The following is a 21,267-nucleotide window of genomic DNA, read 5'->3' on the forward strand; positions in this document are numbered from 1 at the left end:
CTTTTATTTTAAGAAAAACACGCTCGCGCCGCTACCGCTTAGGAAAAAATCTTTAAATTTATCCATCTGCGGATAAATTTTAAAGCACGGCGCAAAAAGATCGTTTAGCTTGCGATTTTCGTACCGCTCCAGTAGCTGCGCCGTCGCCATCTCGCGCATTTTTGCCGCTAGATTTACGTCGATGCTATCCATAAAATTTGCCCTAAATTCGCCGTAAACCGCAGGCGTCGAGCAAAATACGCTCGGCGTTAAAATTTCTACCTCTGGCACTTCGTCGTCAAAATCGCTTATTATCTCGCCGATACCGCCGACGTTTGCCGCATTGAAATCGCTAGCGAAAAATGCCACGTCCGCGCCGATATTTGCGCCTATTTTCATCAAATTTTCGCGAGTTAGTTTTAAATTTAACTCCTCGTTCGCCATCTTTAAAAACGTAGCCGCGTTTGAGCTGCCTCCGCCTAGACCCGCGCCTAAAGGGATTTGCTTTTTTATCACGATTTTATGCGAGGCGAAAAACTCATTTAGCTCGTTTTTAAAGCCCGCTTTTTCTAGCTCAAATTTGGCCTTTAAAACGATATTATTTTCGATATTTTCGTTATCGCACTCAAGTGCGAAGCCGCTAGATTTTTCAAAGAAAATTTCATCGTAAATTTCGCGCCTTAAAATAAAGCGAGAGACGATCTCGTGGTAGTTGCCGCGAGTGCCGACGATCTTTAAAAAGGAGTTGATTTTCGAGTAGCTTTTCATTATTTTACGATTTTATCGCTCAGCTCTTTTAGGCTCGCTTCGCCCGCGCCGTTTAGGGCCTGTTTGTTTTCCGCCGCTACGTCTTCTACTAGCTCAGAGCGCAGGATCATCATATTTTTAGGCGCGTCGATGCCGATTTTTACGCCGCCTTTTGAGATGCCTACGACCGTGATTTTGATATCGTTTCCCAGCATTATGCTTTCGTCTTCTTTTCTTGCGAGTATTAGCATTTTTCGACCTTATTTAGTTTATATGTTACGGTTTCGTCTTTGATTTCAATGATACTAAAAAAATCATCAAAGTTTATTAAATATAGCCCTTCGGCGCCAAATTTTAGCTTTTCTACGCTCAGTTTTTTGCCCAGCATTACGTCTGCGGGGTCGCCAAGATATTTGTTTCGCGGCAATGAGATAAAATCAAGCGGATTTAAAAATCGCTCGTTTTCGTAAACAAATTTACCCTCGCTCACGCGTTTTAGCGCGCTTAGAGTGGCTCTCGCGCCAAGCTTTTCGGCTAAAATTTGAGCGTACGAGCGCACGTACGAGCCCTCGCTAACGCTAATGCGAAAGCTCAAAAACGGATGCATATACGCAGTCAAATTTACGTCAAAAACGCTCATTGTTTGGCTTTTTAGTTCAAACTCCTCGCCCGCTCTTGCTAGTTCATACGCACGCTTGCCGCCCACGTGCTTGGCGCTAAATTTGGGCGGTACGTAGGCGATCTCGCCTTTTAGTTCGCTTAGCGCCGCTTTTATGTCGGCTAAATTTAACGGCGGACAAAGCGTGATCTCCTCGATATTTTCGTTATCTAGGCTAGCGCTTACGGCTCCTAGCCACATAGTCGCTTCGTAGATTTTGGGCGTTTTATCTATGTAGTTAAAAAGCCGCGTGTGATTGCCTAGAGCCACGATCAGGCAGCCGCTGGCAAAGGGATCAAGCGTGCCCGAAAAGCCAGCTTTTTTGACGCCGTATTTGCGCTTTAGCCTGCTTAAAAAATGATTTGAGCTTATGCCTGCTGGCTTATTTGCGACAAAAAGCGCGTTCATTTAAATTTGACCTTTGGAGTCTGAGCTAAATTTGCGGCGTTTTTTAAATTTGAGCCGCGAGCGTCAAATTTGAGCACATAAATTTGATCAAATTTAACGCTGAATTTGGCACGACTAGCCTCAAATTTACCCATTTTACACCGCTTTTTCGACGAAGCTAGACATTATCTCGCGGCTGATTCCGCCGAAATTTATCGTTAGCTTTAGCTCTTTTTTAATCTTTGTTACCGCCGTCACGCGCCCGATACCGAAAATTTTGTGCTTGACGAGGTCACCTTTTTTGTATTCGCCTGCGGTTTGAGTTTGCGTTTGGATGATGAGGCTGCCGCTGCAAACGCCTGCTTCGCTTAAAAATCTGCTCTTTTCCAGCCTCGTTCGCTGGCCCTTATAAAAGCGCGAATTTACAAAGCTTAGCGTCAGGGTTTTTTTGGCACGGGTGATGGCGACGTAGGCTAGGCGTCGCTCCTCCTCGATGTCGCTACCCTCTCCTAGAAGCGGGAAAAATCCCTCTTCAAGCCCGATCACGAAAAGATGCTCAAACTCAAGCCCTTTGCTCGCGTGGATACTCATGATCGAGATCGCCTCGCCGCCGATGTTATCCTGCTCGCTTTGTAGCGCGATCTCGTTTAAAAACTCCTCGATAGAAAAGCTTGGATTTTGCTTGATTTGATCCTTGATCGTAGCGTAAAACTCGTCAATGTTCGCCACGCGCTCGGAGCCGTCGGGTAGGCTCTCGTAGTATTTTTTGATGCCGAATTTCGCTTCTAGTTTATCCACTAGCTCGTACGGCGAGTCGCACTCTTTTAGCTCTCTTAAATTTGCCGCAAATTCGCCCAGGCTTGAGACGATCTTTTTGCTTAGATCCTTGTCGTTTTCGTCCAGGCTAGATATCGCTTCAAATAGCGAAAATTTATGCTCGAAGGCAATCTTTTCGATCTTTGCGAGGCTTACCTTGCCAAGACCGCGCTTTGGACGGTTAATGACGCGCTTTAGCGAGAAGTCGTCGTTCTCGTTTGCGACCAGTCTTAGGTAGCTGATGACGTCTTTGACCTCGGCGCGCTCGTAGAATTTAACTCCGCCGACCATTTTATACGGGATTTTTTCTTTGGTTAGGCCTTCTTCGAGCGAGCGGGAGAGGGCGTTTATGCGGTACAAGATCGCGATATCGCTAGCCTGCGCGCCGCTATCAAGCAGCTTTTTGATGCGTTTGGCTACCTTTAGACTCTCCATCGTTTCGTCGTCTGATTCCATTAGCGCGACGTCCTCGCCGCCTTCTTTGGTGCTTTTTAGCTCTTTACCTAGGCGGTTTCTGTTATGGTCGATGAGCTCGTTTGCCGCGCGTAAAATTTGACTCGTCGAGCGGTAGTTTTGCTCTAGCCTTATGACCTTGACGTCTTTAAACTGGTCTTTAAAATTTAATATATTTTCGATTCTTGCGCCGCGCCAGCCGTAGATACTCTGATCATCATCGCCCACGACAGCGATATTTTCGTGCGTGCAGCAGAGTTTGCGCAGGAGCTTATACTGTAAGTCGTTGGTGTCTTGATATTCGTCCACCATAACGTAGGCGTACCTGTGCGAGATCTCGCGCGCTAGAGCTTCATCCTCGTCTAAAATTTTATAGCTAAGGCAAAGCAGGTCGTCAAAATCCACGAGGTTATTTGCGGCTAGATACTCTTCGTAGAGTTTGTAGATGTTCGCTAGCTTTGCGTGGTAGCCGTCTTTGAAATTATGCCCGTTTGCAAACATACCGCCGTGATTTAGCACCTCTTCTACGCTTAGAAGCGAGTTTTTAAAATTTGAGATCTCGCTAGCTAGCACCGAGGTTGGAATATCGCCCTCAAAGCCTTTTAAAATCCGCTTTTTATCGTCCGTGTCGATGATAACGAAGTTGTTTTTGCGCTTTAGACGGTCGATGTAAAATTTTAAAAACAAAAGCCCGAATTTGTGGAAAGTGCAAAGTAGCGGAGTGAAATTTTTACCTGCGTCGCCTAGCATTTTTAGCGCACGGGTTCGCATTTCACTTGCGGCTTTGTTGGTGAAGGTTAGCGTTAGGGTATTTGAAGGCGGGATACCTAGCTCGCTTATGAGATAGGCTAGGCGAGTGGTGATGGTTTTGGTTTTACCGCTGCCGGCCCCGGCTAAAATCAGCATCGCTCCGTCCGTATGCGAGGCGGCCTCGCGCTGGCTTTCGTTTAGTTCGTCTAGTAAATCGGGCATTAAAATTCCTGCTTTATTTATTAAAATGATTAAATTCTAACAAAATAAGCTTAAAAATCGCCGCTGATTTAAATTTGGGTCTGATTAAGAGCGTTTTTAGATATAAATCAATACAATATTAAAAATATGATTTTATAAGCTGATATAATAATAAGGAGCCCGATATGATCAATGATTTTAGTAAATTTTATACCTTTATGGAGATAGTGAAAGAAAGAAGCTTCTCAAAAGCCTCAAGGGCGCTGGGCATCTCGCAGCCAGCAGTTACTCTCCAGATGAAAAAGCTCGAGGAGATGCTACAAACCACGCTAATAATGCGTAAGAAAAACGGCATCGTCCTAACTCACGAGGGCGAGAAATTTTATAAACTCTGTACTCAGTTTGAGAGCGCGATGTTTCGCTTTAAAGACGAGCTGGCGCGCATAAAAACCGATAAAGTGCCGCTAGTCATCGCTACCACGCAGCTCATCGCTGAGGCGGTCATCTCTATACTGCTGGATAAAATCTCGCAAAGCGTAGGCAGCGAGCTAGATATCAGGATAAAAGAGCAAAACGAGCTCATAAACTACCTAAAAGACCGCCGCAGCGACATCGCTATTATCCTTGAGCAATCGCTTGATAGCAGCTTGCTCGTTAAAAAACTATTCGACTACGAGCTGATTTTGGTCTCTAATAAAAAAATCGCCGAAAGCGTGAAGCCAGAGGAGCTTATTAAGTTTAAATTTATCAAAGATAGGACGCGAACTTATCTGGATGATATCTTGCATAAGCACGGCGTGGACGCACATGCGCTTGACGTGGCGTATTCGCTAGACGGCTCGATAATGGTCTGCCGCGCGTTGGCGTCAAACCATGCCGATACGTACGTGGCGTTTTTACCGAGATTTTTGATCGAAAACGAGCTAAAAAACGGCAGGTTGTTTGAGATAAACATCTCTAAATTTAAGCTCACTCGCTCGGTTTATGCCGCCGCGTTAAAAGAAAACGAGGAAGCGTTGCATAAATTTTTAAAGATTAAGACTAGTTTTAATTTTTAATCTGCTTTAGAGAAAGTGTCAAATTTGGCTAAATTTAGCCTTTTCGGCGCGTAAATTTAAATACTCTTGCGAAAATTTGGCGCAAAATATCCTTGCCGAACCTGGAGATGATCTTGGTTTGACGATTTTATAACTTCCAAATTTACGGTCAAATTTGAATGGAAAGTATATAAGAATAAAAGCAAGGAGACGGGCAAGAGCCCGTCTGAATAAAATGCGGTTTAGAATGTAAATTCCCAGTTTAGCCTGAAATTTCTACCAGCCGAGTAGAAGCGGTTGATACCTAGACCCGTGGTTCTATCGATCATGTTCATAGTACCAAAAGGCCTGATAGAGCGCGCAGCGTCCCAAGTGATATATTTTTCGTTAGTTAGGTTATAAACGCCTAGCCTAAACGTCAAATTTTTAATCGGACGTACATAGGTTACGACGTCTACTAGGGTGTAGGCATTGCTTCGCCATTTTGAGTAGCTGTTTGTATTATATGGGTTTCCGTACGGGTCGGTATCTAGACGCCAGAACATATTATAGGTGTCTTTTTCTTTTTTAGATGCGACGCTAGTGACGTAGATGTCGGCGCCGAATTTATCCGCCGGGCTTGCGTATCCTAGACCATAGATCGCAGTGGTCGGCTGGATGGCATTCATCGGCACTTTACCGTCGTTATCGGTTTGTACTCTGCCTTTTTGCATCGTTAGCTTGTAGCTAGCGTGAAAGCCCTTTAACGAGTCTGAAATTTGACCAAAATGAAGCATAGAGTTTATCTCAAAGCCGCGTACGGTTGCTTTGCTACGGTTTACGTTGCCGTATAGTGCAAAAGGTATGGTGTTGCCGCCACCGCCCGTGGCGTAGCTTTTAGTGCCTAGCGAGATTAGATCGATAAAGTTATCGTATTTGGTCTCAAAAAAGCTAGTGGTTATAAAGCTTTTATCCTCGTGCAGCGTCAATGCAAGCTCTTTTGTCTTAGCTATTTCGGGCTTTAGATCCGGATTTGGTTGGATGGTAAAATCAGGATGTTTAAACGCCAAATATAGCTCGTCCGTGGTCGGCGCTCTAAAGCCTTTGGAGTATTTTAGCTGTACTCTAAAGTAATCTAGCGGATCGATGTCGGCTCCGATAGCATAAGAGCTGTTGGTAAATTTTTTATTTTGGGCTATGTATTTTATATTTGCTAGCGCGTTATTAGGTGCTTCTTGCTTCCACACGTCATACGCCCTTTTCCACTCGTCTCTATCCGCGTAGTCCCACCATTTTGGCTCTGGGCTAGGATTATACGGTACGAAAAGGCCTAGCACCATATCGTCCGGGATTTTAGGCGTAGAGCCCGGGACGTAGTTTGGTTTATATTTTATCTTGTCGTAGCGGTAGCCTAAATTTATCCCCAGCCAGTCGTTTACGCGCATATCGTCGTTTAGATACAAAGCGCCTTCTTTTGTTTTAACCGGGATTAAAAACGACGTGAGCGGTTCGGTTCTAGGGCAAAGCGCGTAAAGCAGCGTGAGCGGAGCATTTTCGCACGTATACGGCGTGCCGGTAAAATCCGTGCCTAGCGTCTTAGGCGCCCACCACCGGCTGCTCGTAGCATCGTAGCCTTGCTTATTGGTCATGGATTTTTCGGTTTTAGCAAAGCTTAGTCCGTATGCGATATCGTGCTCTACGTCGCCCGTTTTGGCGTATTTGTTAAAGTCTAGGTTAAACTGTTTGGTGTTCGTGTCTAGATCGCGCTCTTTCCAGTCGCGGCTTAAGTAGCCCTTGCCGTATGGAGTGATTAGGTATCCGCTCTGCGAGCTTTGTTTAAAGGTCTTGCCCGTGCTTGCGTCGGTATAGCTTTTATCTAGTGGAACGGTTGATTTGACGTACTGGTCGGTGGCGTAGTCGTATTTTAGCACGTCGATATTTGGCTGAGAGCAGTCAAATACCGAGCAGTCAAGCCACGTGTTGCTTACGTTTTGATTGATGCTAAATTTATTCTGATCATGGACGGCTCCTTGGCTATCTACGAGTCTGTTTACCCACGTTAGTCCGCCGTACTGGGGGTCGATTTCCTGTGTTCGTTGTAAAGTTACTTCGCCGCCGTACTTATCGACAACCTTGTTGTTTTTAACCTGAAGTCCGATAGGATTTGAAATTTCAGCGCAGTTTTCTCCTGCTTGGCAGTGTTCCTCGGTTCTGGCGCGGGATTTGATTTTTTGGTTGGAGTATGTAAATTTCATCGTATCCCACAACGGAGTTTCGCTAAAATTTTCATAGGCAAAAGCGCGATTTTTCCTATCCATCATATCGTCGTTGTATCTTAGACCGGTATCTATGATCTCGTCCCTGTTGCTAGAAAGCGTAAGCGTGTATGATAGGTCTTTGCCTTGAGATCGGTTTTTGTAGGTATCTGACATAAAGGTAAATCTATGCTCCTCGTGAGGCTGAAAACCTAGCTTGATGAGGCTGCTCGTTTTTTTGATATAGTACGGGTCGGCCTTTTCTCTGGTTCTGCCTAGCACGCTATCGTCATAACCCTTGTAACCGTAGTTTTCCGTCTCGTGGTGTCTGCGCTTAGTTTGTACGGCTAGGATGTCAAACCACTTAAACCTACCGGCTAAGGTATGCGAGTGCATGGTTTGATTATCGGCGGTATTGTAGCCGCCTTTGTAGCCGTAGAAGTAGTCCTTATCTAGCAAAAGATCCCTTGCGTCTTTTGTTTCAAACATCACGGAGCCGCCTAGAGAGCCAGAGCCCGTACGAACGGAGTCTGCACCTTTTGAAATAGTGGCTTGTTTTAGCGTTTCAAACTCTACGCCGTTGCGGGTGTTGTTAAAGTTTCCGTATCCTTCAAATAGCTCCTTAAAGCCTTGCGAGCTTAGCGTTTGGGCTTGATGCAGGCCGTCTACCGTGATAGCCACGCGGTTTTCCTCCACGCCTCTTATCGCGTAGCCGCTTTGACCAAAACGCCCGGCCTCCACCGTCGTTACGCCCGTTTCGTATCGCACGAGGTCTCTGTTGTCTGAGACCTGCGTTTTGGTTAGTTCTTTGGAGCTTTTTACGTTTTGGCCGACTTTTTTTTGCATCGGATCGCTTTGCGCCTCCGCTTCGCCGCTAACCGTTACTTCCTTTAGCTCGACTTCGGCCTCTTTTGCATTTAAATTCGACAAAATAAGCAAAGCGGCAAGAGAAAATTTAAGATGATTCATTTTCCGTCCTTATTAACGCTAGTTTTGATATTCATTTGCTATAAAGGCGAAATGATAATAAATATTTATTTATAGTTTGATTAAAAATGAGTTGTTTATCTTAAAAATTATAAATCAATTTTTTATATTAAGGAATAAAAGGATTGTTGTTGGTAAAACCGGTACAAATAGGATAATATTTTGCTTAAGCAAATTTAGTAAATTTAAGATGAAGCTTGTATCTGTCGAAAAGCAAAGCGCAGTAAGCGCTGTAAAGCCGTCTGCTCCTGCAAAACTAATATTGCACGGCTCAAATCAAGGAAATGCGCATAAAATAAATCTATAAAAACAGCGTGAGCAAAACGGCGGGTAAAAATTTGCTTACTTTTTAAACAGATCTTTATTATTTGGGTTTGACATTAGTGCCGACATCGACTTTTCGAGCTGATTTTTTTGGGATTTGTAAATAGAAAAATTTACCAAAATCGGGCTATTTTCAACTAAAATTTGCACGATCGCTCCAAGCGGAAAGCTAACGACGCTGGCGAAATTTTCTTTGCCAAATCCTGCCTCAAAGCTTAGCTCGTCCGGAGTTAGCTTGGCGCTGCTAAAGGTGTAGCCGGCAAGAGTAAAGACGATAACCGGCGCCGTAAAAGTGCTCTTAATATACTCCGGCAGCTTGGGGTTAAATTTAACCAGATCAAGGTTAGCCATCGCCGAAAAGGAGCGATCGTTTTTTAGCAGATACTCCACGCACTCAAAAACGTGCTCCTTCATCATCGCCGCAAATCTCTCGTCGTCTAAAATCTCATCAAGCATTTTGCCCCCTTTTGTACCTTTTCTCAAATTTGTCGCCCGTAGTAGCCACGCCGAATTTGGCTTCAAATAAACGCAAAATTTAGCGTCAAATTTGTCGCCTTTGACTCGGTTTGGCTCGTCAAATTTAGCCGCGCTTTTAAATTTACTCCCAAAAGCGCGTCAAATTTGCGCCTGCTACGCTTCTTTGCAAAACTCCTCCACTAGCTTTCTAACCTCGTTTATGCCGATTTGCCAAAACGCAGCGTTTTCTATATCAAAGCCAAACATCCCGACCAGCTCTTTTGGCGAGCGCGAACCGCCCGCGCTTAAAAACTCGGTGTAAATTTGCACGAAATTTTCGCATTTGCCGCTTTTATAAAGCCCGAAAATCGCCAGCACCAAAAGCTGCGCGTACGAGTAGGCATAGCAGTAAAACGGCGTATGGATAAAGTGCGGGATGTAGCTCCACCAAATTTTGTAGTAGTCGTTTAGCGTGACGCTTGACCCAAACATCTTTGCGCTCTCTTCGAGCCAAATTTTATTTAGCTCCTCGGCGCTGATCTCGCCCTCGTGAGCGTGGACTCGGCGCTCAAAGGTCGTGAAGTTTATCTGGCGATAGAGCGTGGCGAAGATATCCTCGATCTTGCCCGCGAGTAGGGCAGTTTTTTCTCTGCCTTTTAGCGTGCTTTTGATGTGATCGAAAACCAGCATCTCGCAAAAGACCGATGCCGTCTCCGCCGTAGTTAGCGGCGTGTCGGCGTTTAGAAATCCTACGCTTTCATAGGCTAGATTTTGATGCGCGGCGTGGCCTAACTCGTGCGCTAGGGTAAAAAGATCCCGCCTCTCGTCGGTGTGATTTAAAAGCACGTAAGGATGGGCCTTTGCGACGCCTGACTGCGAAAAGGCGCCGCCTCGTTTATTTTCGGCAGGATAAACGTCGATCCAGCCCTCTTTAAACGCGCGAGCGGCTATATCGCCGAATTTTGGACTAAATTTGGAAAAGGTCTCGAGCACGATTTTTTTGCACTCTTCAAATTTATAAACGCTCTTACTCTCGCCCAGCGGCGCGTATCTATCGTAGTCGTAAAGCTTTTTAAAACCTAAAATTTTGCGCTTTTTCTCATAAAATTTAATCGGCAGATCAAAGCTCGTCTCGGCCGCCTTTATGAGCGCGTCCACGCTAGCTTTGGTCGTTTGGTTTGAGAAATGCCGCGGGCTTTCGGGTAGGTCGAATTTCCGCAGTTCGCAGCTAGTTTTTAGGCTGGTTTTTATCATATTATAGATGTAGCTAAGCAGATGCTGCTGCGGCGCTAGGCCGCCAGAGAGGCTCTTTGCGGCCGCCTTTCGCTCGGCGCGGTCTGGGCTGTGAAGCTTGGATAAAATCTCCTCTTCGCCTAGCATCTTGCCTTTAAATTTAAACTTAAGCGCGCTTAGCGTCTCGTCAAAAAGCCGCGAGAAGCCCTCCGCGCCCGTGTTTGCCGTGCGGAGTAAAATTTGCTCCTCTTTTAGGCTTAGCTGGTGGGCTTTTTCTTTTGCGATACTATCTAGATAGTAGCCAAGTCTCGCGCTTTTGGCGATGATTTTGTTTTGTCTGGCTTCGTCAAATTCGTTAAATTTAAGCTCGAAAAAGAGCAGATGATTTTGCGCCTTTGAGCTAAGCTCGTCAAATTTAGCGTAAAACGCACCCTTTGAGGTATCTTTTGAAAAAACTAGGCTCACGTAAATTTGCACGCGAGCGATGTTTTCTAGTAAATTTTCATACTCGTTAAGCGCGGCAAAAAACTCCTCGTCGCTTAAATTTAAAAATTTATCCGAGTATTTGGCTTCAAATTTTTCGCACTCGTTTTGTAACAAAAGAGCCGAAATCTCCAGCTCTTTTTCGTTTTTAAAAAGCGGGGTCAAGTCCCAAACGTTCATTTTGCGGCCTTAAATTTACTCTATGGTCTCTGAAGCTACGGCGGTGAAAAGCACGTCTGAGGCGCTATTTACGGCTGTTTCTACCGAGTCTTGGATCACGCCGATGATAAATCCTACGCCGACAACCTGCATCGCGATGTCGTTACCGATACCAAATAGCGCGCAAGCAAGCGGCACTAGCAGTAGCGAGCCGCCAGCGACGCCGGAAGCTCCGCAAGCGCCCAGAGCCGAGATAAAGCAAAGCAGTAACGCGTCGCCAAAATCAACGGTGATAGACGGGATCGAGTTTACCGCCGCAAGCGCCAAGATACCGATAGTTACGGCTGCGCCGCCCATGTTTATTGTAGCTCCTAGCGGGATCGAGATTGAGTAGAGCTCCTCTTTTAGCCCTAGTTTTTTGCAAAGCGCCATATTTACCGGGATATTTGCCGCAGACGAGCGAGTGAAAAACGCCGTAACCGCGCTCTCTCTAACGCAAGTCATCACTAATGGATAAGGGTTTTTCTTAGTAACTACAAACACCATCGCAGGGTAAACGACGAAGGAAACGAAAGCCATCGCGCCCACTAGAACGAGGATTAGTTTTAGGTAGCCCGCAAGCGCCTCAAAGCCTGTCTCGTGGATGCTGATAGTAACTAGGCCAAAGATACCAAATGGCGCTAGGCGGATGATAAATCTAACGATTTTAGTCACGCCGTCGCTGACATCTTGGAATACTTTTTTAGTTTCTTGCGTGCAAAATCTCATCGCAATACCGCCGCCCACGGCCCAAGTGATGATGCCTATGTAGTTGCCGCTAGAAAGCGCGCTGATAGGGTTTTGAACCATCTTAAAGATGAGGTCTTTTAAGACATCGACGATACCTTGCGGAGCACTCATATTTGCGCTTTCTACGCCTTTTAGCACGAGCTCCATCGGGAAAAGAAAGCTAGCGACAACCGCAACTACTGCAGCTAGAAAAGTGCCGACTAGGTAAAGCGTAACTACCTTTTGCATACCTTTTGCGTGGCCGAATTCTTTTACGATGATAGACGTCGCAACTAGTACGAAAACTAGGATAGGCGCGATAGCTTTAAGCGCGCCGACAAAGAGGTTGCCCAAAACGGCGATGGAGTTTGCGACCGAATTTGCCACGTCGGTTAGGTCTTTTTTTGCTGCGGCTAATTGCGCTGCGTCGCTCACGCCTTTTGCGATTAGCTCGTTATAAGGAGCCGCCTGATAGTGTGTCCAAAAGCCGATAACGGCGCCTAGAGCTATGCCGATCAAAATTTGAACGATCAAATTTCCGTCGGCGAACCTTTTTGCCAGTTTGCTAAACATTCTAGTGTCCTTGCCTTAAAATTTAATTTTAGTTTAGGATTATAGCCGAATTTACGCGGAATTTACAAGCTTTGAGCGAGATTAATTTGAATTTTATTATGAAATGTTACAATTGCGAGATTAATTTTCATAAAGGAAAAGTATGTATTTATTTACTTCAGAGGTTGTGAGCCCGGGCCACCCGGATAAATGCGCCGACATCATCGCCGACAGTATCGTCGATACGATCTTGATGCAAGATCCAAACGGCCGCGTCGCTAGCGAAGTTTTCGTCGCGGGTAAAAACATTATAATAGGCGGAGAGATAAACTCTAAAGTCAAGTTAAGCTTTAAAGACTACGAAGGTATCGTTAAAAACGCACTGGCTAAGATCGGCTACGACGGTAAGTCTAAATTTACCAGAGAGCAGTGCCTGCACCCAGACGACGTCGAGATAAAAATCTGCATAAATCAGCAAAGTGCGGATATAAACCAAGGCGTCGATCAAGAAGGCGGCGAGATAGGCGCCGGGGATCAGGGCATAATGTTTGGCTTTGCTAGCTGCGAAGCGAACGAATATATGCCTGCAGCCATAACATACGCCAGAATGCTTTGCGATAAGGTTTATAAATTTGCCAAAGCTAATCCCGATAAACTCGGCGTCGATATCAAAACTCAGGTCACGGTAGACTACGGCACCAAAGACAACTTTGAAAGCTGCAAGCCGCAAAGCATCCATACTATCGTAGTTTCGGCCCCTTGTGTCGAGACGATGAAGATCGAGGAGCTGCGCGCTCTAGTGCAAACTCTCATCGACGATGCAGGCTTGCCAAAGGGCCTATATGACAAGAGCAAAACGCTCATCTACATCAATCCGACCGGCCGCTACGTAAATCACAGCTCGCTTCACGACAGCGGACTAACCGGCCGCAAACTCATCGTGGATAGTTTTGGCGGATATAGCCCGATAGGCGGCGGCGCGCAAAGCAGCAAGGACTACACGAAAGTCGATCGCAGCGGTCTTTATGCGGCGCGCTGGATAGCTAAAAATATCGTTGCTGCGGGCCTTGCTAAAAAATGCATCGTCCAGCTAAGCTACGCTATCGGTATGGCAAAGCCTACCTCTGTTAGCGTCGATACGATGGGCACGCAGATCGCCGGCGTAAACGACGATATGCTGTCAAATTTCGTTAGCGAAAATTTCGCCCTCACTCCGCGCTGGATCACGAACAAATTCGGCCTGGATAAACCCGGCAAAGATACGTTTTTATACGCTAAAGTAGCAGCCAAAGGTCAAGTCGGAAACGCCAAATATCCGTGGGAAAAGCTTGATGCGGTTGATACTTTCAAGGCTTTGATTAAATAATCTCTCAAGCCCGCTAAATTTAACGCGGGCTTAAATTTACCCTCAAATTTAAGGCTTCGTATGAAATTTCGTCCCGCTTTACGTCTTAAATTTTACTCCAAAAACCGCGCGACAAATTTTAAAGAGAATTAAAATGCAAACGGCAACAAACCAAAACGGTGTAAACAAGACGCTCGGACTCTTTTTGCTCGGGCTTTGCGCTTTTTATTTTATTTGCGCGTTAGGTATTTTTGTGTTGCCTTTTGACGTTCTGGCTCGCTCCTTTTTGGCCAGGGATTTCGTGGAAGCTATGCTTAAAATTTACCCCGCAGTAGAGCGAGCCTTTACTCATACCGATTTTACTCAAAAAGCCGCACTTTATATCGCTTATATGGGGGTTGTCAAGGTCATCACGCTTGTTGTTTACATGGGTTGCTTTTTGTGTCATAGGGCCGGTAGGGTCGCCATGGCAAAGGCCGTAAAAAAACAAAGTGTCGCAAGCAGAGCATTTGTTTCTATTTTTGGTATTTTTGCTACGGTATTGACGATAAATTTGGACTTTCACGGCACCTATATCGGTTATCGCAATCCAAGATACTCGCCTGAATACGAATGGGTGTTGAGGTCTCCCAGCGAGCTGTTTTGGCAGATGACGATTGATTTTATATTTTTGATTATTGTGGCAGCTTGCATATTTTACGTAGCGTTGCAAATTCGGTTGCTATTTCGCAAACGCAAAAACGCCTAAATTTAGCAAATTTATCTGAAAAATTTATCGAGTAAGCCTTGTTTTGGCGTGATTATCTCAGACGGCGAACCGTTTACGCTGTGATAGATTGCTTTGTTGTATTTCGTCGCGTAGTATTTGATTAAATTTCGCTGTAAAAAGGACTCGGTGCTAGGCACGAACCAGCCGTTATTAGTAACCGCGATCATTACGTCAAATTCGCCCTCAAATAGCTCGTCCCGCGTCGCTTCGTAGCAGATCGCGTTTCTGATTTTTACGCCATCTATCTCGTAGTCGCTAGGAGCGCTCGCCGTCTCAAAATCCTTCGCGCCGCCAAAAAATATCTTATTTATCAAATCTCGCGCAAATGCCGGTAGCGGGATCTCCTCGCCAAAGGGCACGAGGATAAATTTATCCAGCCGCCGCACCTTACCGCGGTCAAAGAAAAACGCCGAGTTGTAGTTGGCGCCGTTTTCGCGAGCTAGCGCGCCCGCGACGATAGCGATTTTTTGCGATTTTTCCAGTAGTTCGGAGATGAGATTTCGCTCGTGCGTCATATAGACGGGAAAGGCGCTCTCAGGCAAAATAACCGCCCTAAATCCCGCGTTTATCGCCTCATCTATGATGGCTAAATTTTGATTTATAAATTCGTTTTTTAGCTGCTTTTGCCACTTTAGCTCTTGCGGAACCTCGGTGTTTGCGAGCTTTATTTCAAAAGGCAGAGTTTTAAAATTTGGCGTACCATACTGCACTGCGCAGGCTAAAAGCACGCCAAAAGCGATAAATTTGAAGCGGTTTTTGACGTAAAACAGGCACAAAATCGCGGCGAAAATAAACGCAAGGGCGAGCAAATTTGGCGCAAAAATTCCCGGCACGAAAACGGCTTCTAAATTTAGCCAATTAAAGCCGAAGGGGTGGATATTTGAAACCAAGATAAGCAGCAAAGCCTTTAGCCAAATTTGAGCCGGGATGCCCGCTATCAAAAACAGCGCGCCGTAAATTAGCCCGATAGCTAAAATCTCAAGCGGGATGAGGTAGCTAAGCTCGTAATAAACGAGGCTAAAGCTGATCCAGTAAAACCAAATAATCCCGATAAAAAATCCCGTCCAAAAAAAGCTGCAACGGTCAAATTTGAGTAGCAAATAAAAGCCCGCGATCGAAAAAAACGGCGAGATAAAATTTAAAATTTCGCCGCCTAAAACGTCGGCTAGTATAAAATTTGAGATTAAAATCGCGCCAACAAAGGCTTTTATTATAATTTTAGTGCTAAAATAGGGGCTTAAAATTTTTTTTATCAAGGAACCCCATGCAAGAAGGAAATTTCGTAGCTTCATTATTGTTTCCAGTTGTGCTTTTCGCGATATTTTATTTTTTGGTTATCAGACCGCAGCAAAAACAGCAAAAAGCTCATGCCGCGATGCTAGCCGCACTCGAAAAAGGCGACAAGATCATAACTAGCGGCGGACTAATCTGCGAGGTGATAAAACCGGAAGAGGATTTTATCAGAGTTAAGCTTAACGACGACGTAATTGTGCGCGTTTCACGCGAATTTGTCGCAAGAAAAATAGAAAAAACAGAGACGAAAGCAAATGCGTAACGGCAAAATAACGTATAGGCTGATCATCTTTGCTCTGGCTTTGATTTTCGGCATTATCTTTTCCGCGCCGTCGTTTACGGACAAGCTGGGCGGGTCTAAAATCAGTCTAGGGCTTGATTTGCAGGGTGGACTTCATATGCTTCTTGGCGTTGAGACCGAGGAGGCCGTGCACTCAAAGATCAAGTCGATAGCCGCTAGTGTGAACTATTTTGCGAAAAAAGAGGACGTTTTGATCGATAGCTTTAAGATTCGCGAGGATAAGGTGGACTTTGAGCTACTAGACGCGGACGAAGCCGCTAAAATCGACGGCATGCTAAAAGACATCAAGGGTCTTAACGTACAAAAAGACGGTCTAAAATACTCTGTCGGTCTAACTGACGCGGAGAAGGCCGAAACTATCGAATACGCGATAAATCAAGCGGTAGAAACTATCAGAAACCGACTCGATCAGTTCGGTCTAGCCGAGCCTACGGTAGCAAGACAGGGCAAGGATAATATCCTAGTCGAGCTTCCTGGCATCAAAACGGCGGCTGATGAGCAGCGAGCACGCGATCTCATCGCAAAAGCCGCACACCTCCAGCTAATGGCCGTCGATGAAAAGCGCCAGTCGCAGGCAAACTCTATGAGCGAGGCCGAGGCTGAGAGCTACGGCGACATCGTCTATCCGGACGTCAAAAACGAGCAGATAAAATACGTCGTAAAAAACATCCCCGTACTTGACGGCGCGATGCTAACGGACGCTAGAGTCGCCTTTGATCAGCGCACGAACTCGCCTATCATCAGCTTTACTTTAAACGCCGAGGGAGCTAGAATTTTCGGCGATTTTACCGGCGCAAACGTCGGCAAACGCCTAGCTATCGTGCTTGACGGTAGGGTTTACTCGGCTCCGTCGATAAACGAGAGAATCGGCGGCGGAAGCGGCCAGATAAGCGGCGGATTTAGCGTCGAGGAGGCTCACGACGTAGCTATCGCTCTTAGAAGCGGCGCTCTTTTAGCTCCGGTAAAAATGCTAGAAAAACGAAGCGTAGGACCGAGCCTGGGTGCAGATAGCATAAGGCAATCTATGATCGCGCTTGCGTCGGCTTCGGTTTTGGTTGTGCTGTTTATGATAGCTTATTACGGATTTAGCGGCATTTTGGCAAATATAGCGCTTGTCGCAAATATCTTGATACTAGTCGCCGTGATGGCGATGTTCGGCGCGGCTTTAACGCTACCGGGAATGGCCGGTATAGTGCTAACCATCGGTATGGCCGTGGATGCCAACGTCATCATAAACGAGCGTATCAGAGAGCTGCTGCGCGACGGGGCTAGTATCGCAACGAGCGTGAAAAAGGGATACGAAAACGCGATGAGTGCGATCATAGACGCAAATTTGACCACGCTTATCACCTCGGTCGTGCTTTACGCCTACGGTACGGGACCTGTGAAGGGCTTTGCCGTTACTATGGGCATAGGTATCATCGCCTCGATGATAACGGCAATCTTGGGTACTCACGGTATGTTTGATACGATTATAAATAAAATAGAAAAAAGCGGTAACACGCGGTTTTGGTTCGGTTATAAAAGGGTATAAATGCAATTTTTCTCAAAGGCACATGTTTATGATTTTATGAGCAAGCGCTACATCGCGCTCGCCGTCTCTGCCGTGCTGTTTTTCGGTTCGCTTTTTTTGATGGCGACGAAAGGTTTTAACTACGGCATCGACTTTTCGGGCGGTACGCTCATTCAGGTGAAATACGATAGCGCGGTCTCGCTAGATAAAATTCGCGCGGCTTTAGCAAAAGACGAAGCCTATAAAAACGCCAGCGTTACGGAATTTGGCTCAGCGGAAGAAGTTACGATTAGATTTTCGGGAGCAAACTCAAATTTAGGTAGCGACGTCGGAGCTAGCGTAGCCGAACTTTTAAAAGATACGGGTAAATTTGAGATCCGCCGTACGGACGTAGTCGGGCCTAAAGTCGGCGACGAGCTACGCGAAAAAGGCGTGATGGCGCTTGCGATCTCACTCGTGGGCATCTTGATCTACATCGCGTTTAGATTTGAGTGGAGATTTGCAATGGCGGCGGTGGCCTCGGAGATACACGACGTCGTGATCACGATGGGCGCGATCAGCTTTTTTGCTATCGACGTAAATTTGGACACTCTTGCGGCGATCCTTACGGTCGTAGGCTACTCGCTAAACGATACGATCATCGTCTTTGACCGTATCAGAGAAAATATCAAAACCAGCAAGAGCACGCATCTTGATACGATAATAAACGAATCAGTCTCTGCGACGCTAACTAGAACGATACTCACCTCGGGCACCACGCTCATCACGGTCGTCGTGCTATTTTTGTTCGGCGGAGATATGATACACGGATTTTCTTTGGCGCTGATAGTGGGCATAGTCATCGGTACGCTTAGCTCGATATTCGTCGCTGCGCCTATGCTTTTGTGGTTTAAATTTAGCGTGGAGAAATACCGCGCTATGGAAGCGGAAAAGGCGCGCGTACAAAGAGAGAAAGACAAGCAACGCGCGATGTTTGAAAAAGGCACTATATAAGGAGAAGCGATGAACTGGGGCAAGGTTGTTTATATATTTTTCGCGCTTATGAGCCTGACGACGACGGCGGGGTTTTTGTACGATAAAAACGAGATTGCGCTATTTGTGGCGGCGAGCGTAAACGTGATCTCGACGCTGCTAAAAATCGGCGTCAAAAACGTCTTTGCCGCCGAGCTTTTTGCTAGCTCGCTAGTGGCTGATTTGCACCTTATTCCGGCTTTTGTGCTACTTCAGGTAAACGGCAACGCGCACATGGCGTATTCGCTAACGATCGGCGCCGCGATAGCAAACGTCTTTTCTTTGGCGCTTGTTTTGGTCGAGTCCGGCAAGACGCAAGAAGAATTTTAGGAGTAAAAATGAGTGAAATTTTAAAATACGAGCCGGCGAAAATAGAAAAAAAATGGCAAGAAATTTGGAGTAAAAACGGCGAATTTGAGCCCAAAGACGACTATAGTCTGCCTAAAAAATATATCCTAAGCATGTTTCCGTATCCTAGCGGACGTATCCATATGGGACACGTGAGAAACTACACCATCGGCGATGCCTTGGCTCGCTACTACCGCAAGCGCGGCTACAACGTCCTTCATCCGATCGGCTTTGATAGCTTCGGCATGCCTGCGGAAAATGCGGCGATAAAGCACAAAATCCATCCTAAAATTTGGACTTACGAAAATATAGACTACATGCGCGGAGAGCTTGAAACGCTAGGACTTAGCTTTTCTAAAAAGCGCGAATTTGCGACGTCTGATCCGCTTTATACTAAATTTGAACAAGAATTTTTCATCAAAATGTACGAAAAAGGGCTGGTCTACCGCAAAAGCGCGGTCGTAAACTGGTGCGAATACGACCAAACCGTGCTTGCAAACGAGCAAGTCGAGGACGGATGCTGCTGGAGATGCGGTAACGCCGTGATCCAGCGCGAGCTACCTGGCTACTATCTAAAGATCACCGACTACGCGCAGGAGCTACTAGACGACCTAAAGCGCCTTGAGGGCAAATGGCCGTCTCAAGTGCTCACGATGCAGGAAAATTGGATCGGCAAGAGCTTTGGCTTGGAGTTTAAATTTGAGCTTGACGAGGAGTCGAAGCAAATTTTAGAAGGCGGCGACCAGATAGATGGCTTTGAGGTATTTACTACGCGCCCAGATACGATTTACGGCGTTAGCTATGCAGCCTTGGCGCCTGAGCATAAGATAGTAAAAAGACTACTTGACAGCGGTAAACTAGAGGCGAATAAAGCTGAGAGAATTAGAAAAATTTTAAATCAAAGTCCGAGAGAACGCCAAGCTAGCGAAAAAGACGGTCTATTTTTAGGCATCAACGTCCTGCATCCGCTAACCGGAGAAAAAGTGCCGGTTTGGGTGGCAAATTTCGTTTTAGCGGACTACGGTAGCGGCGCGGTTATGGCGGTGCCGGCTCACGATGAGCGCGACTATGAGTTTGCGAGTAAATTTGACCTACCTATAAAGTGGGTAGTTAAACCTGCGCAGGGCGAATTTGAGGGCGGCAAGGCGCTAACGGAATACGGAATATCTATAAATTCGCCACTCATAAACGGTCTTGGCAGCGAAGAGGCCAAACTAAAAATCATAGAAAAATTTGAAGCGGACAAGATCGGCAAACGCGTCGTAAATTTTAAGATCCGCGACTGGGGTATCTCTAGGCAGCGCTACTGGGGCGCTCCAATACCGATGGTGCACTGCAAGTGCTGTGGCGTCGTGCCTGAAAAGATCGAAAATCTGCCGGTGACGCTACCTGACGACGTGCAGATAACAGGCGAAGGAAATCCGCTCGATAAACACGAGAGCTGGAAACACGTCAAATGCCCAAAATGCGGCGGTGAGGCTGTGCGCGAAACCGATACGATGGATACGTTTTTCGAGAGTAGCTGGTATTTTGCTAGATATGCGAGCGATGAAAAAACGTGGCAAGAACGCGCATTTGACGCTAAAAGCGTGAATTATTGGATGAATGTGGATCAGTACATCGGCGGTATCGAGCATGCGATCTTACACCTGCTTTACGCGAGATTTTTCCAAAAGGCTTTGCGAGATCTAGGCTACCTCAGAGACGACGAGCCGTTTGAGCGCCTGCTTACTCAGGGCATGGTACTAAAAGACGGCAAAAAAATGAGTAAAAGCAAAGGCAACGTGGTCGATCCAGATGACATCATACATAAATACGGCGCCGATACGGCTAGGCTTTTTATCCTATTTGCCGCGCCTCCGCAAAAAGAGCTTGAGTGGAACGACAGTGCGGTCGAGGGCGCGTTTAGATTTATAAACCGCCTATACGAACGAAGCTCGGGCGTAAAAAGATGCATGCAAATCCCACAGATAACGCACGCAAATTTGAGCAAAGAAGAAAAATACGCGCGTATGAAGGTTTATGAAGCGCTTAAAAAATCAAACGACGTTTACGAGGAAAATTTTACGTTTAACACCCTAATCGCCGCCTGCATGGAGGCTCTAAATGCCGTAAACGCACAGGATAATCAGGACGTAACGACGGAAGCGTTTTTTATCATCTTAAATTTGCTAGAACCTATCGTGCCGCACGTCGCAAACGAGCTTAGTGAGAAGTTATTTGGCAGGGCAAATTTTGCTCCGATAACTATTTTGGACGAGGTTTTTGAAAAAGATAGCTTAAATTTGGCTATCACAGTTAACGGCAAGAGACGCGGCGAATTTGAAGCGCCGAGTAGCGCAGGCGATGACGAGGTTTTAGCTCTAGCTAGACAAAGTGCGGCTAAATGGCTAGAAGGAAAAGAAATAATAAAACAAATTTACGTGAACGGCAAACTCGTAAATTTTGTAATAAAAGGCTAAA

At 46.0% G+C, this 21,267-nt stretch carries 18 protein-coding genes; 8 read left to right on the forward strand and 10 right to left on the reverse strand.

What is annotated here, in order from left to right; all coding sequences use genetic code 11:
• Positions 1-3 precede the first annotated feature (3 nt).
• From EE116_RS05945 to EE116_RS05960, 5 genes are read right to left on the reverse strand one after another with little or no spacing between them, the layout of a single operon-like run.
• Positions 4-747 (reverse strand): 4-(cytidine 5'-diphospho)-2-C-methyl-D-erythritol kinase, encoded by a 744-nt coding sequence (locus EE116_RS05945; protein WP_122873647.1) that lies wholly within the window; start codon positions 745-747, stop codon positions 4-6.
• Positions 747-977: a carbon storage regulator CsrA gene (csrA, locus tag EE116_RS05950; RefSeq protein ID WP_002946591.1), complete on the reverse strand. Its 231-nt coding sequence runs from the start codon at positions 975-977 to the stop codon at positions 747-749. The genes EE116_RS05945 and csrA overlap by 1 nt, the downstream gene beginning before the upstream one ends.
• Entirely contained in the window at positions 971-1,792 is an 822-nt protein-coding gene (gene truB / locus EE116_RS05955) for a tRNA pseudouridine(55) synthase TruB (RefSeq protein WP_122873648.1), read from the reverse strand. The genes csrA and truB overlap by 7 nt, the downstream gene beginning before the upstream one ends.
• Complete coding sequence (locus EE116_RS12455) at positions 1,789-1,926, reverse strand: hypothetical protein (RefSeq protein WP_163028035.1); 138 nt, start codon at positions 1,924-1,926, stop codon at positions 1,789-1,791. Before EE116_RS12455 ends, truB begins: the two co-directional genes overlap by 4 nt.
• A gap of 1 nt (position 1,927) precedes the next feature.
• Complete coding sequence (locus EE116_RS05960) at positions 1,928-4,012, reverse strand: ATP-dependent helicase (protein WP_122873649.1); 2,085 nt, start codon at positions 4,010-4,012, stop codon at positions 1,928-1,930.
• A gap of 164 nt (positions 4,013-4,176) precedes the next feature.
• On the opposite strand from EE116_RS05960, the gene EE116_RS05965 reads away from it, so the two are divergent.
• Complete coding sequence (locus EE116_RS05965) at positions 4,177-5,049, forward strand: LysR family transcriptional regulator (protein ID WP_122873650.1); 873 nt, start codon at positions 4,177-4,179, stop codon at positions 5,047-5,049.
• A 221-nt stretch (positions 5,050-5,270) separates the two neighbouring features.
• On the opposite strand, the gene EE116_RS05970 is transcribed toward EE116_RS05965, so the two are convergent.
• The 4 genes from EE116_RS05970 to sstT all read right to left on the reverse strand — a co-directional run bounded on the left by EE116_RS05970 (position 5,271) and on the right by sstT (position 12,245).
• Positions 5,271-8,231 (reverse strand): TonB-dependent hemoglobin/transferrin/lactoferrin family receptor, encoded by a 2,961-nt coding sequence (locus tag EE116_RS05970; protein ID WP_122873651.1) that lies wholly within the window; start codon positions 8,229-8,231, stop codon positions 5,271-5,273.
• Positions 8,232-8,591: 360 nt separating this feature from the next.
• Positions 8,592-9,029, reverse strand: coding sequence for a hypothetical protein (locus tag EE116_RS05980; RefSeq protein ID WP_122874447.1), 438 nt, complete (start codon positions 9,027-9,029; stop codon positions 8,592-8,594).
• A gap of 174 nt (positions 9,030-9,203) precedes the next feature.
• Positions 9,204-10,925, reverse strand: coding sequence for a M3 family oligoendopeptidase (locus EE116_RS05985; protein WP_122873653.1), 1,722 nt, complete (start codon positions 10,923-10,925; stop codon positions 9,204-9,206).
• 15 nt (positions 10,926-10,940) lie between these two features.
• Positions 10,941-12,245 carry a serine/threonine transporter SstT gene (sstT, locus tag EE116_RS05990; RefSeq protein WP_122873654.1) on the reverse strand — a complete coding sequence of 435 codons (1,305 nt, stop codon included), beginning with the start codon at positions 12,243-12,245 and terminating at the stop codon, positions 10,941-10,943.
• Positions 12,246-12,387: 142 nt separating this feature from the next.
• On the opposite strand from sstT, the gene metK reads away from it, so the two are divergent.
• Together metK and EE116_RS06000 are read left to right on the forward strand one after the other, a co-directional pair.
• Positions 12,388-13,590: a methionine adenosyltransferase gene (metK, locus tag EE116_RS05995; protein ID WP_122873655.1), complete on the forward strand. Its 1,203-nt coding sequence runs from the start codon at positions 12,388-12,390 to the stop codon at positions 13,588-13,590.
• A gap of 133 nt (positions 13,591-13,723) precedes the next feature.
• Entirely contained in the window at positions 13,724-14,317 is a 594-nt protein-coding gene (locus tag EE116_RS06000) for a hypothetical protein (protein WP_122873656.1), read from the forward strand.
• Between the two features lie 11 nt (positions 14,318-14,328).
• Here EE116_RS06000 and EE116_RS06005 read toward each other — a convergent pair whose 3' ends face one another.
• Positions 14,329-15,630: an apolipoprotein N-acyltransferase gene (locus tag EE116_RS06005; RefSeq protein WP_122873657.1), complete on the reverse strand. Its 1,302-nt coding sequence runs from the start codon at positions 15,628-15,630 to the stop codon at positions 14,329-14,331.
• Here EE116_RS06005 and yajC point away from each other — a divergent pair.
• From yajC to leuS, 5 genes are read left to right on the forward strand one after another with little or no spacing between them, the layout of a single operon-like run.
• Positions 15,603-15,893 carry a preprotein translocase subunit YajC gene (gene yajC, locus EE116_RS06010; protein ID WP_122873658.1) on the forward strand — a complete coding sequence of 97 codons (291 nt, stop codon included), beginning with the start codon at positions 15,603-15,605 and terminating at the stop codon, positions 15,891-15,893. The two genes, EE116_RS06005 and yajC, sit on opposite strands and share 28 nt — an antisense overlap.
• Positions 15,886-17,466 carry a protein translocase subunit SecD gene (secD, locus tag EE116_RS06015; RefSeq protein WP_122873659.1) on the forward strand — a complete coding sequence of 527 codons (1,581 nt, stop codon included), beginning with the start codon at positions 15,886-15,888 and terminating at the stop codon, positions 17,464-17,466. The genes yajC and secD overlap by 8 nt, the downstream gene beginning before the upstream one ends.
• Entirely contained in the window at positions 17,467-18,438 is a 972-nt protein-coding gene (secF, locus tag EE116_RS06020) for a protein translocase subunit SecF (protein WP_122873660.1), read from the forward strand.
• A 9-nt stretch (positions 18,439-18,447) separates the two neighbouring features.
• Positions 18,448-18,786 (forward strand): DUF6394 family protein, encoded by a 339-nt coding sequence (locus EE116_RS06025; RefSeq protein ID WP_122873661.1) that lies wholly within the window; start codon positions 18,448-18,450, stop codon positions 18,784-18,786.
• 8 nt (positions 18,787-18,794) lie between these two features.
• Entirely contained in the window at positions 18,795-21,266 is a 2,472-nt protein-coding gene (gene leuS, locus EE116_RS06030; RefSeq protein WP_122873662.1) for a leucine--tRNA ligase, read from the forward strand.
• Position 21,267: the final 1 nt, after the last annotated feature.

The organism is Campylobacter showae, assembly GCF_900573985.1.
Classification (GTDB): Bacteria; Campylobacterota; Campylobacteria; order Campylobacterales; family Campylobacteraceae; genus Campylobacter_A; species Campylobacter_A showae_E.